This window comes from Gemmobacter sp. (assembly GCF_046292685.1).
GTDB lineage: Bacteria > Pseudomonadota > Alphaproteobacteria > Rhodobacterales > Rhodobacteraceae > Wagnerdoeblera.
On the sequence record NZ_JBKBQM010000031.1, the window covers coordinates 30,081 to 41,819 of the forward strand.

At 69.8% G+C, this 11,739-nt stretch carries 10 protein-coding genes; 6 read left to right on the top strand and 4 right to left on the bottom strand.

Features of this window, described 5'->3' with window-relative positions:
* Positions 1 to 81: 81 nt before the first annotated feature.
* Complete coding sequence (locus tag ACK4S2_RS10095; RefSeq protein ID WP_409623657.1) at positions 82 to 1,461, bottom strand: dipeptidase; 1,380 nt, start codon at positions 1,459 to 1,461, stop codon at positions 82 to 84.
* 129 nt (positions 1,462 to 1,590) lie between these two features.
* Between ACK4S2_RS10095 and ACK4S2_RS10100 the strand changes: the two genes are divergently transcribed.
* The 4 genes from ACK4S2_RS10100 (at position 1,591) to ispG (ending at position 5,875) form a co-directional block, all read left to right on the top strand.
* Positions 1,591 to 1,986, top strand: a complete 396-nt coding sequence (locus tag ACK4S2_RS10100; RefSeq protein ID WP_409623659.1) for a hypothetical protein — start codon at positions 1,591 to 1,593, stop codon at positions 1,984 to 1,986.
* A 147-nt stretch (positions 1,987 to 2,133) separates the two neighbouring features.
* A complete protein-coding gene (hemA, locus tag ACK4S2_RS10105) occupies positions 2,134 to 3,363 on the top strand; it encodes a 5-aminolevulinate synthase (RefSeq protein WP_409623661.1) in 1,230 nt (409 codons plus the stop codon).
* A gap of 123 nt (positions 3,364 to 3,486) precedes the next feature.
* Entirely contained in the window at positions 3,487 to 4,677 is a 1,191-nt protein-coding gene (locus ACK4S2_RS10110) for a helix-turn-helix domain-containing protein (protein WP_409623663.1), read from the top strand.
* A gap of 67 nt (positions 4,678 to 4,744) precedes the next feature.
* The gene (gene ispG / locus ACK4S2_RS10115; protein ID WP_409623665.1) at positions 4,745 to 5,875 is read left to right on the top strand and encodes a flavodoxin-dependent (E)-4-hydroxy-3-methylbut-2-enyl-diphosphate synthase; all 1,131 of its coding nucleotides are present in this window, start codon (positions 4,745 to 4,747) and stop codon (positions 5,873 to 5,875) included.
* Here the strand turns inward: ispG and ACK4S2_RS10120 are convergent, their stop codons facing one another.
* Positions 5,876 to 6,922, bottom strand: coding sequence for a hypothetical protein (locus ACK4S2_RS10120; protein ID WP_409623667.1), 1,047 nt, complete (start codon positions 6,920 to 6,922; stop codon positions 5,876 to 5,878).
* 190 nt (positions 6,923 to 7,112) lie between these two features.
* On the opposite strand from ACK4S2_RS10120, the gene proS reads away from it, so the two are divergent.
* Together proS and trhA are read left to right on the top strand one after the other, a co-directional pair.
* Complete coding sequence (gene proS, locus ACK4S2_RS10125; RefSeq protein ID WP_409623669.1) at positions 7,113 to 8,453, top strand: proline--tRNA ligase; 1,341 nt, start codon at positions 7,113 to 7,115, stop codon at positions 8,451 to 8,453.
* Positions 8,454 to 10,142: 1,689 nt separating this feature from the next.
* Entirely contained in the window at positions 10,143 to 10,811 is a 669-nt protein-coding gene (trhA, locus tag ACK4S2_RS10130) for a PAQR family membrane homeostasis protein TrhA (protein WP_409623671.1), read from the top strand.
* A gap of 343 nt (positions 10,812 to 11,154) precedes the next feature.
* Here the strand turns inward: trhA and ACK4S2_RS10135 are convergent, their stop codons facing one another.
* Positions 11,155 to 11,352 carry a hypothetical protein gene (locus ACK4S2_RS10135; RefSeq protein ID WP_409623673.1) on the bottom strand — a complete coding sequence of 66 codons (198 nt, stop codon included), beginning with the start codon at positions 11,350 to 11,352 and terminating at the stop codon, positions 11,155 to 11,157.
* On the bottom strand, positions 11,349 to 11,480 hold the full coding sequence (locus ACK4S2_RS10140) for a hypothetical protein (protein WP_409623674.1): 132 nt from the start codon (positions 11,478 to 11,480) through the stop codon (positions 11,349 to 11,351). Before ACK4S2_RS10140 ends, ACK4S2_RS10135 begins: the two co-directional genes overlap by 4 nt.
* Positions 11,481 to 11,739 lie beyond the last annotated feature (259 nt).

Here is an 11,739-nt window from a genome sequence, read left to right on the forward strand (position 1 = left end):
GGTGCGCCGGGCCGCCTTCGGGCGGCCCTTTTCGCATGTCTGCCCCCTCGCACTGGCGGCGCGCGGGGGCCGGGGCCGGCCTCAGCCGGCCACGTGCGCCAGAATGCGCGCCCAGGACCGGATTCCCTTGTGGAAGCTGTCCATGTCGTATTTCTCGTTCGGGCTGTGGATCTGGTCGTCGTCCTTGCCAAAGCCGATCAGCATGGCGCCCATCCCCAGAATGTCCTGGAAATACCCGGCGATCGGAATCGACCCTCCGCAGCCGACATAGGCCGCGGGCACGCCCCATTCCTCGGTCAGCGCGGCGCGGGCCTGCTCGAAGGCGGGGTGATCCACCGGCATCACCGAAGCCGGCGAATTGCCGTGGCCGTGGAACTCCACCCGGCAGTCGGCGGGGATATGCGCGCGGATGTGGTCGCGGAACGCCTCGCGCAGCTTCCACGGATCCTGCTGGCCGACCAGGCGAAAGCTGACCTTGGCATGCGCCTCGGCCGGCAGCACCGTCTTGAACCCTGCGCCGGTATAGCCGCCCCAGATGCCGTTGATTTCGCAGGTCGGCCGCGACCACAGCATTTCCAGCGGCGTTCGGTCGGCCTCGCCCGCGGGCACCGACAGGCCGACATCGCCCAGGAACTTCGCATGGTCGAACGCCAGGCCCTGCCACTGCGCGCGCAGCGCCTCGGGCAGTTCGGGCACATCGTCGTAGAAACCGGCAATTGTGATCCGCCCGGTGTCGTCGTGCAGGCTGGCCAGCGCCCGCACCAACACCTTGATCGGGTTGGCCGCAGCCCCGCCGAACATGCCCGAATGCAGGTCCTTGTTGGCGGCGTGCACCGTCAGCTCCTCGCCCAGCAGGCCGCGCAGCATGGTGGTGATCGCGGGCACCCGGCTGTCGAACAGCCCGGTGTCGCAGATGATCGCCAGATCGCAGCGCAGTTCCTCGGCATTGGCCTGCATGAACGGAATCAGACTGGGCGAACCCGATTCCTCCTCGCCTTCCAGGAACACGGTGATCCGGCAGGGCAGGGTGCCATGCACGGCCTTCCAGGCCCGGAACGCCTCGACAAAGGTCATCAGCTGGCCCTTGTCGTCGGCGGCACCGCGCGCGCGGATCACGGTGCGGTCGCCCTCCTGCTGCACCTCGGGGTCGAAGGGGTCGCGGTGCCACAGGTTCAGCGGGTCCACCGGCTGCACGTCGTAATGCCCGTAGAACAGCAGGTGCGGCGCCCCCGCCGGCCCTTCGTGATGCGCCACCACCATCGGGTGCCCTTCGGTCGGGCATTTGCGCGCGGCGAACCCGATCGAGGCCAGGTCCGCAACCAGCCAGTCTGCCGCCCGGTCGCAATCGGCCTTGAAGGCCGGGTCGGTGGAAATCGACGGGATGCGCAGCAGGTCCAGCAGCCGGTCCACGGCCAGCGGCAGGTCGGCATCGATGCGGTCGAGGACGGGGGAAAGGGTCATCGCAGTCTCCTTCGGCGCGGCGGCAGCCGCCGCTTCAACTCCACGCTAGACGCAGCACCCGGGACTGTCCATGCGCCGCGTCCCGGTGTAAGGGCATGGCGCGACTCCAGCGCAAAGGGATGTGACCTCGTGAACCGCCTTGTCCTGTCGGCCGCCCTGGCCCTGTTCTCCGCCCCGGTTCTGGCCCAGTCGGTGCCGACCGAAGTGCAGCGGCTCGGACCCGCGCAGGTGACGCTGCACCTGCACCCGTTCCTGACGCCCGAAGAACAGGCCACCCTGCGGCTGGTGGCCAGCAACGAACAGGCGCTGGCGCTGTTCGTGCCGCGCCCGGGGCGCCATGCCGCCATCGCGGTCGCGCCGGACGAGGGGTTCATCCGCGCCGGCCAGCCGGTTGCCTCGGCCACCGCCATGTCGGACCTGCCCGATGCCGAGGCCGCCCGCGCCGCCGCCCTGCAAGGCTGCGAGGGTGCGCGCAAGCAAGGCGCCGCCTGCGTGGTGGTGCTGGAAGTTGCCCCCTTCCGTTAGGCTGACATATCCATATACTGATATATGTCCGCCGGGGCGGGGGCGACGAAATGCCCTCTTTGCCGCCCCGCCCGATTGACCCACATCAAGGCAGACACCACCTGCCTTCGGGCAATACTCCAGCCCGGCCCTGCCACGGAGACGACGATGAACCACGAAGCCGCCCTCGACGCCGCCTTGCAACGCCTGCACGACGAGGGCCGCTATCGCACCTTCATCGACATCGAGCGGCGCAAGGGCCACTTCCCCCACGCGGTCTGGACGCGCCCCGACGGGACGGAGAAGGACATCACCGTCTGGTGCGGCAACGATTACCTCGGCATGGGCCAGCATCCGGCGGTACTTTCGGCCATGCACGAGGCGCTGGACGCGACCGGCGCCGGTTCGGGCGGCACGCGCAACATCTCGGGCACCACCGTCTATCACAAGCGGCTGGAAGCCGAAATCGCCGACCTGCACCGCAAGCCCGCGGCGCTGGTGTTTTCCAGCGCCTACATCGCCAACGATGCCACGCTGTCCACCCTGCCCAGGCTGTTCCCCGGGCTCATCATCTATTCCGACGCGCTGAACCACGCCAGCATGATCGAAGGCATCAAGCGCAACGGCGGGGCGCGGCGCATCTTCCGGCACAACGACGTGGCGCACCTGCGCGAGCTGATCGCGGCCGACGACCCTGCCGCGCCGAAGCTGATCGCCTTCGAATCGATCTACTCGATGGATGGCGACTTCGGCCCGATCCGCGAAATCTGCGACCTGGCCGAGGAGGTGGGCGCGCTGACCTATCTGGACGAGGTTCATGCCGTCGGCATGTATGGCCCCCGCGGCGCCGGCGTGGCCGAACGCGACGGCCAGATGCACCGGGTCGACATCATCAACGCAACGCTCGGCAAGGCCTTCGGCGTCTTTGGCGGCTACATTGCCGCCAGCGCGAAAATGGTCGATGCCATCCGCAGTTACGCGCCGGGCTTCATCTTCACCACCTCGCTGCCGCCGGCCATTGCCGCCGGGGCCGCCGCCTCGATCCGCCTGCTCAAGACGGCCGAGGGGCAAAAGCTGCGTGATGCCCAGCAACTGCACGCCCGCATCCTCAAGATGCGCCTCAAGGCGCTGGGCATGCCGATCATCGACCACGGCTCGCACATCGTGCCGGTGCATGTGGGCGACCCGGTGCATTGCAAGATGCTGTCCGACATGCTGCTGGACCAGTTCGGCATCTATGTGCAGCCGATCAACTTCCCCACGGTGCCGCGCGGCACCGAACGGCTGCGCTTCACGCCTTCGCCGGTGCACGATCCCAGACAGATCGACCACCTGGTCCGCGCGATGGATCGGCTCTGGTCGCACTGTGCGCTGAATCGCGCCGAACACTGCGCCTGAGGCAAATCGTCGGCTGTCGCGGCGCGCAAGTTGTGCTAGAAGTCACCCAAGATTTCGCTAAAAGCCGAGTCGCGTGACACGCGCGAGGCGGCGCAGAAAAAGATCGGGGTAGGGGCAGGCTGCATGATGTGGCGGAAGGGAAAACCTTCGGCAGCGGTCGAGGAGAAGCCGAAAGGCTTCGACGATTACGACCTCCGCCTTGGCGACCTCATGCGGGGCGAACGCGCGACGATGGGCAAGTCCCTGCTGGACGTGCAGCGCGAACTCAAGATCAAGGCCACCTACATCGCCGCCATCGAGAACGCCGATGTTTCGGCCTTCGAAACGCCTGGCTTCGTGGCGGGCTACGTGCGGTCTTATGCGCGTTATCTGGGCATGGACCCGGACGCCGCCTACGCCCAGTTCTGCACCGAGGCGAATTTCACCGCCGTGCCCAAGGGGCTCGGCACCAATCCGACCGCCCGGGCCCAGGCGCCCCGTCCGCGCCCGCGCGGGCTCGATGCGCTGGGCGACCCGGATGCGGTGTTCGTGCCGCGCGGCGAAAGCTGGCTCAGCCGGGTCGAACCCGGTGCGGCCGGGTCGGTGCTGGTGCTGGTGCTGCTGATCGGCGGCATCGGTTACGGCGGCTGGTCCGTGCTGCGCGAGGTGCAGCGCGTGCAGGTTGCACCCATCGAACAGGCCCCGGTGGCGGTGGCCTCGATCGACCCGCTGGGCAACATCGGCGCAACCCCTGCGGGCCCCGCCGGCGAAGTGCCGCCTGTCGCCCAAGGCACCCCGGTCGCCGCCCCGCCGACGGCCGAGGCGCTGGGCCGGCTCTACCGCCCGCAGGCGCTGGAAGTGCCGCAGATGGTGTCGCGCGACGGCCCCATCGCCGCGATCGTCCCCGAACGGGCCGAGCCCGAGCCCGCTGCGGCCGAGGCGGCCCCAGAAGCCACCGTGCGCGTGCTGGCCGAAGCGGCCCCGGCGGTGGAAATCTTTGCCGTCAGCCCCTCGTGGGTGCGGGTGCGCGCCGCCGACGGCACCGTGCTGTTCGAACGTGTGCTCGATGCCGGGCAAAGCTATGTCGTGCCGCAGTCCGAGGTGCCGCCCACCTTGCGCGCGGGCAATTCCGGTTCGGTCTATTTCATGGTCAAGGGCCAGGCCTACGGCCCCGCCGCCCCCGGCGCCCAGGTGGTCAGCAACATCCCCCTGTCGCCCGAGGCGCTGTCGGAAAAGTTCGCGCTGGTCGATCTGGCCGCCAAGCCCGATGTGGCGCGCGTGGTCGAACTGGCCCAGGCGCGGGCGCTTGGCACCGCGCCGGATGCGCAGGATTGACGCGCCCCCTTGCCCGGTTGGCCGGGCAGGGGTATCTGCGACATGACCCCCTGACACGAGGCCGGTGATGTCGCACAATCCGATCCGCCCCTGGCGCAACATCGACCGCCGCAAGTCGCGCCAGATCCGCGTGGGCAAGGTGCTTGTGGGCGGCGATGCACCGATCTCGGTGCAGACCATGACCAACACGCTCACCACCGACGTCAAGGCCACCATCGCGCAGATCCAGCGCTGCGCCGTGGCCGGGGCCGACATCGTGCGCGTCTCCACCCCCGACGAGGACAGCACCCGCGCCTTGCGCGACATCGTGCGCGAATCGCCCGTGCCCATCGTCGCCGACATCCATTTCCACTACCGCCGCGCCATCGAGGCCGCCGAGGCCGGCGCCGCCTGCCTGCGCATCAACCCCGGCAACATCGGCGATGCCAAGCGCGTGGCCGAGGTGGTGAAGGCCGCCAAGGACCACGGCTGCAGCATCCGCATCGGCGTCAACGCCGGTTCGCTTGAACGCCACCTGCTGGAAAAATACGGCGAACCCTGCCCCGATGCGATGGTCGAATCCGGGCTCGACCACATCAAGCTGTTGCAGGACAACGACTTTCACGAATTCAAGATCAGCGTGAAGGCCTCGGACGTGTTCCTGGCCGCCGCCGCCTACCAGCAACTGGCCGATGCGACCGATGCCCCGATCCACCTCGGCATCACCGAGGCCGGCGGCCTGATGTCGGGCACGGTGAAATCCGCCATCGGGCTGGGCAACCTGCTGTGGATGGGCATCGGCGACACCATCCGCGTCTCGCTTTCGGCCGACCCGGTCGAGGAGGTCAAGGTCGGGTTCGAAATCCTCAAATCCCTGGGCCTGCGCCACCGCGGCGTTACCATCATCTCGTGCCCGTCCTGCGCGCGGCAAGGCTTCGACGTCATCAAGACCGTGTCGGCGCTGGAAGACCGGCTGGCGCATGTGACCACCAGCCTCAGCCTGTCGATCATCGGCTGCGTGGTGAACGGCCCGGGCGAGGCGCTGATGACCGACATCGGTTTCACCGGCGGCGGCGCGGGGCATGGCATGGTCTACCTGGCCGGCAAGCAGGCGCACAAGCTGTCGAACGAGCAGATGATCGACCACATCGTCGAACTGGTGGAGCAGAAGGCCGCCGAAATCGACGCGGCCGAAGCCAAGGCCGCTGCCGCCGAATAATCAGGGCCGGGCCAGCCGCAGCACCGCGCGCACCAGCCCGCCCGACAGCATCAGCAGGATCTGCACCGCCGCCGCATAGAGCGCCGCCAGCGTCGCCAGCGCCACATCGCTGACCCGGACCATGGCGCGGAAGGCCCGTGCCTTGCCCAGCACCTCGACCCTCGACAGGGTGCGTGCCCTCGCGGCATCGGACAGCCGCGCCAGGCGTGCGGCATCGTCGGCGCTGTCCACATGCCGCAGCAGGATCAGCGCATCGGCAGGCGCGGTGTTGGCCGCCACCTTGCCCAGATCCCGCGCGATGTTCCCCAGCCGCGCCAGCTTTGCCGCATCGGTGATCTCGTCCAGCGGGGCGTTGCGCAGCGCCGCCGTCCAGTTCACCGGCAGATCGGCGGCATCGGCCAGCACGCGGCCCAGATCGGGCGAAACGCTGCCCATCCGCCGCGCGACCCGCAAGCCGCTGGCCCCGGCCTTCAGCGCCGCCGATGACCCGCCGGTCAGCACGACCAGCGCGGTCGCCCCCAGCCCGACCAGCGCCAAACCGGTTTCCAGCCGGTCCACCTCGGCGCCGTGCAGCGCGGCCAACGCCTGCCGGCGCAAGGCGTTGGCATCGCCCAGCGGGGTCAGCTCGACCGGGATCGCGCAAGCGGCGATCTGCGGCAACGACCGGCACGACCGGATGTCCCAGGCGCAGAGCGCACAATCGATGGCCCCGGCCAACAGCCCTTCTTGCTGCGCGCGCAGGGCGGCGATCTGCTGCGCCTGCTCCGGATTCAGCGCCACGCCTTCCGCCAGCGCCAGATCGGCCAGCCACAGCGCGCGAGCTTGGTCCCCCGCCGCCAGGGCCTGCGCCAGCGCCCCTTCCACCCAGCCCGGCGTGAAGGTTGCCTTGAAGGCGCGTTCCAGTTCCCGCGCCGTGTCGTCGATGCTGCGTTCGACCAGCGGTGCGGCGAACGGATGCTGCGCCAGCCCCAGCGCCCCCACACCGGTGGTCAGCGCCAGTGCCCCCGCCTGCGCCCCGCGATACAGCCAGACCTTTGCCCTTTGCATCCGCCCATCTGACCGAAACGCGGGCGCGGCTGCAAGGGGCGTTCTGACCGGGCCGCAGGTCAGGCCGCCCGCCGGGGGGGCGCCCCCGACGCGCCGGACCCCTCCCGGGCGCGCACCACGGGCCGGGCCTTGCCCTTGCGCCCCCCAGCGGCTACCAAGACCGCAACCCGTTCCAGTCATAGGACCGCCGATGCGCCTGTCCCGCTACTTCCTGCCTGTGCTCAAGGAAAACCCCGCCGACGCCCAGATCGTGTCGCACCGCTACATGCTGCGGGCGGGGATGATAAAGCAGCAGGCGGCCGGCATCTATTCCTGGTTGCCGCTGGGCTATCGCGTGCTGCGCCGGATCGAGGAGATCGTGCATCAGGAACAGGTGCGGGCCGGGCACATCCCCCTGCTGATGCCCACGTTGCAACCGGCCGACCTGTGGCGGGAATCCGGGCGCTATGACGACTATGGCCAGGAGATGCTGCGCATCAAGGACCGGCACGAGCGCGACATGCTCTATGGCCCGACCAACGAGGAGATGATAACCGACATCTTCCGCGCCCATGTGAACAGCTACAAGGACTTGCCGCTGACGCTCTACCACATCCAGTGGAAGTTCCGCGACGAGGTGCGCCCGCGCTTCGGCGTGATGCGGGGGCGCGAGTTCCTGATGAAGGACGGCTACAATTTCGATGTGGACAAGGAAGCGGCGCTGCACGCCTACAACCGCCACATGGTCAGCTACCTGCGCACCTATGAACGCATGGGGCTGACGGCGATTCCGATGCGCGCCGCCAGCGGGCCCATCGGCGGGGACAACACGCACGAGTTCCTGGTGCTGGCGAACACCGGCGAATCCGAGGTGTTCTACGACGACCGCGTGACGGGGCTGAAGCTGGGCGCCCGCGAGATCGACTATGACGACCGCGCCCAGGTCGCGGCGGTGTGCGAGGAGTTCACCACCCTTTACGCCCGCACCGACGAAACCCACGACCCGGCGGTGTTCGAGACCGTCCCCGAGGCGCACCGCAAGGTCGGCCGCGGCATCGAGGTGGGGCAGATCTTCTACTTCGGCACCAAGTATTCCGAGGCGATGGGCGCCACCGTGGTCACCGCCGACGGCCGCCGCGTGCCGGTGGAAATGGGCAGCCACGGCATCGGCGTCAGCCGCCTGCTGGGCGCGATCATCGAGGCCAGCCACGACGACAAGGGCATCATCTGGCCCGAGGGGGTGACACCCTTCCCGGTCGGCATCGTCAACCTCAAGCAAGGCGACGGCGCCACCGATGCCGCCTGTGCCGGGCTTTACCAGGCGCTGACCGCGCGGGGGCTGGAGCCGCTTTATGACGACCGGGACGAGCGGGCGGGGGCCAAGTTCGCCACGATGGACCTGATCGGCCTGCCCTGGCGCATCACGGTGGGGCCGCGGGGCCTGACCGCGGGCAAGGTGGAGCTGACCTGCCGGCGCACCGGCCAGTCCGAGGAGCTGAGCCCCGAGGCCGCGGTGGACCGGGTGGTGCAGGTCTACGCCGCGCACCGCTGAGGCCTGTCCCTGCGAGGGACAGGGGGGCGATCCTTTGAAATCAAGGGCTTGGCGGCGCGGTTTAACGGTTTTTTCAACCTTTGCCCGCCCGACCCGGCGGCATGGGTCCGGGGCGGGCGAGGGCGAGACGCGCAGGACGAAACGCCTGCCCGCCTCGAACGGGTCCGTTTGCCGGGCGCGGCAAGCGGACGGATGATCGCGGCGTCGCAGCGCCGCCGGGCCAGCGCGCGGCGGGCATCGGCCCGGCTGTGCCGGATCGCCGGCTTCGGGCCCTTGTCGCGCAGGCAGCCGGCGAAACTTGCGATGGCGCCATTCTGCCGCGGATTGCAGGGGGCGATGGGGCACCCTGCGCCGCCGGCCTCGCTGGCGGACTGGCTTTGCGGACCTTCGCTGCGCGATCGGCTTGCCGGTGCACCCGGTGCCGGTGAAGGAGACCGGACGGGTGGCATGCGGTTGATCCTGGCCAGTGCAGCGCGTTTCCGCGCCACCCTGGCCCCCGGGATGCAGGGAGCGGCGATCGGGGCCGGGTTTTCGCGGCCGCAAGCGTCGTGCGCGGCCAGGGGCGTGCGAAGCTCGGGCAGGGCCCGCAGGTGTCGGCCATTGCACCATGGTGCTGTCGGGCCGGGTGAGCATGGCGAGGGTCCGGGGACTGGCGCCGGTTCGGGCGCAGCCGGCCCCGGTATCGGGGGGCGGCGGCCTCGCGCCCGCTTGCGCCCCGGCAGGATGCCCCGCGCCGTTAACCGAAGCGTTCTCCATCGGGCCCGGACCCAAGGCGCCCCATGGCGCAATCGGGGCACAGCGTTTTCCCATCGACACCATCGAACCGCAGGCCCGGTGGCGCGGGATATGAGTCTTTGCCAGCGTGGCCGGTTGCCCCGCGGGCCGATGTTCGCGCGCCGGGGGCCGAGGCGTTTCCCGACCGTCACGGCGCCCCGGCACGGCCGCGGCACCGGGGCGGCGGTGCAGGGGCGCTGCCCCTCTGGGCCCGTGCCGGGCCCATTCACCCCGGGATATTTCGGTCAAGGTGAAAGGGCCGGCCGCGCGCCGGGGGGGCCTTGCCGATGGCAGGCGGGCGGGGAAGGGGCCTGGTGGCTGCCGGGCCGGGCCCGAGCGGCCGGGGGCCGGGAAGCGGGGGCTTGAGCGCGCGGAGGGGGGCTGGTGCCGTGCCGGGAAGCTGTCGGGATCGGCCGCGGCGCTGAGTCCGCTGCTCGGGCCGCGCTGTGCACGCCCGATCGCCTGCGCCTTGTCGCAGGGACCGATGGCGATCCGGTGCCCCCGCTGCGGCCGGTTGCCTGCGTCCGGGCCTTGCGGATCGTGCGGTCGAGGAGTGCCTCCTGAAAGTCGGGGTCTGCGCGCAAAGTCTTGAAAAGGGGTTTCCATCCCGGCCGGCGCCAGGGCCGCAAGCGGGGGCGGGCGGCAGATCGCGTCAGCGCCGGAACCCCGGGCGCAACCCGCCGGGTGTTCGCCTCGTGCCGCCGGGCCACCCCGCGCGACTCGGCGCAGGCCCCTCGCTGCGCCGCCGTCGAGGTCGGGCTGCGCGGGATCGCCTCCGGTTTTCGACCCTGAACCGGAACGCAGCGCACCTGGGGATTGCCGGAAGGCAGACCGGGCCGCAAGCCGACGCGAGGGCAAGGCTTGACCCGAGGCGGCGCGCGCCCACATGCTGGGGTAACCCCCGGAGAGCCTGCCATGACCCGCCCTGCCGTCCCGCATCCGCCTGCCTTCGACTTTCGCCGCCCGCATCTGCCGGAACTGCTTGCCGATGGCATCGTGCATGCGCTGGCGCTGCTGGCCGGGCTGATCGCCTTTCCGCTGCTGCTGAACCATGCGCTGCGCGAGGCGGGGGTGGGCGTCTTTGCCGCCACCACGGTCTATGCGGCGGGATTCTTCCTGATGTGGGGCTTTTCGATGGCCTACAACCTGGTGCCGCCTTCGGCGCTGAAATGGCTGCTGCGGCGGTTCGACCATGCGATGATCTTCGTGATGATCGCCGGCACCTACACGGCCTTTGTCCCGCATCTGCAGCATCCGGGCTGGGCCTGGGCCTTGGGCGCGGTGGTCTGGACGGGGGCGGCGGCGGGGATCGCGGTCAAGGTGCTGTGGCCCGGGCGAGGCGACCGTCTGGCGGTGCTGGCCTATATCCTGCTTGGCTGGGTGGGGCTGATCGCTCTGGGGCCGATCACGGCCTCGTTGCCGGTGCTGGCGCTGTGGCTGCTGCTGGCCGGCGGGCTGACCTATGTGGCCGGCGTGGTGTTTCACCTGTGGGACCGGCTGCCTTTTGCCACGGCGGTCTGGCACGGCTTTGTTGCGGTGGCGGCGGGGCTGCATTTTGCCGCCGTGGCGGTGACGCTGGCCTGAGCCGGGGGGCGGGGTTCCCCAAGGGGGGCGGCGCCCCCTTTGGGCGGGGGGCCGGGGGCTGGCCCCCGGCGCCCCCCCCCCCGGCCGCCGGCTGTGACGCATGACCTACACTGATACCCGGTCAAAAGTCGTTCTGATACCGGCAGACGGCCAGCGCCCGGGGGCTATCCTGAATGGTCCGGCTTTCGTCCGCCCTGTTGCTGCTTCCACCAGGCGTGAATCGCGGGCTTCTTGACGTGGCGTTTCGGCGGGAAGTGCGCTGCCACCGCGTCGGCAAGCTGGCAGAAGGTCAGCCGGTCAATCCGCGCCGTGACGAACGCCCGCAACTCGGGGTCATTGTCGATCAGCCGGGCGCGTCCGGGGCGATGTGCGGCGCGGTCGGTTCGGGCAGGGCTTGAAGGCCCTGTTGAACGCTGCCTTCAACCGCCTGTTCAAGAGCGGCAGCGGCAATCGCCCGGTGCAGTGCCGACACCGGCGCGGCGGATCGGTCGCGCGCGGCGCGGGCTTCGGCCCGGGCGAGGCGAAGCGCGGTGCCCGTCATGGCTTGCCCCATCTGCCCCGCTTGGCCGCGCGTGCCGTCTGTTCTTCGGCCAGGCGTTCGGCGCGTTCTTCGGCCAGCTTGAGCCACCGCCGGATCGACACGTCCGACACGTGCAGTGTCCGGGGCAATGATGCTGTCCCTGAGCGTGGTGTTGAACCGCCCCGGGTTTGCCGGGGGGCAAAACTCTCGGAGAATTGCCCATCATGGAACAGACACACAACAAGAAGACCTCGAAGCCGTATTCACCCGGGTTGATAGTGTCCCACGGCGTGGTGTATCAGCGCTGACCTTCGGAAAGGTCCGGGTCTTGTCAGGTGGCCACGGCGGGCAGCCTGACGTTGGGATTGTCGGTGACGCGGGCGAGGGTTTCAAGCGACATGTAGCGCC

Excerpts from the sequence above, each read along its gene's own strand:
- ispG (WP_409623665.1), top strand. The coding sequence starts at position 4,745 with ATGTCGCACAATCCGATCCGCCCCTGGCGCAACATCGACCGCCGCAAG.
- proS (WP_409623669.1), top strand. The coding sequence starts at position 7,113 with ATGCGCCTGTCCCGCTACTTCCTGCCTGTGCTCAAGGAAAACCCCGCC.
- ACK4S2_RS10135 (WP_409623673.1), bottom strand. The coding sequence starts at position 11,352 with ATGACGGGCACCGCGCTTCGCCTCGCCCGGGCCGAAGCCCGCGCCGCG.
- trhA (WP_409623671.1), top strand. The coding sequence starts at position 10,143 with ATGACCCGCCCTGCCGTCCCGCATCCGCCTGCCTTCGACTTTCGCCGC.
- ACK4S2_RS10095 (WP_409623657.1), bottom strand. The coding sequence starts at position 1,461 with ATGACCCTTTCCCCCGTCCTCGACCGCATCGATGCCGACCTGCCGCTG.
- ACK4S2_RS10120 (WP_409623667.1), bottom strand. The coding sequence starts at position 6,922 with ATGCAAAGGGCAAAGGTCTGGCTGTATCGCGGGGCGCAGGCGGGGGCA.
- hemA (WP_409623661.1), top strand. The coding sequence starts at position 2,134 with ATGAACCACGAAGCCGCCCTCGACGCCGCCTTGCAACGCCTGCACGAC.
- ACK4S2_RS10110 (WP_409623663.1), top strand. The coding sequence starts at position 3,487 with ATGATGTGGCGGAAGGGAAAACCTTCGGCAGCGGTCGAGGAGAAGCCG.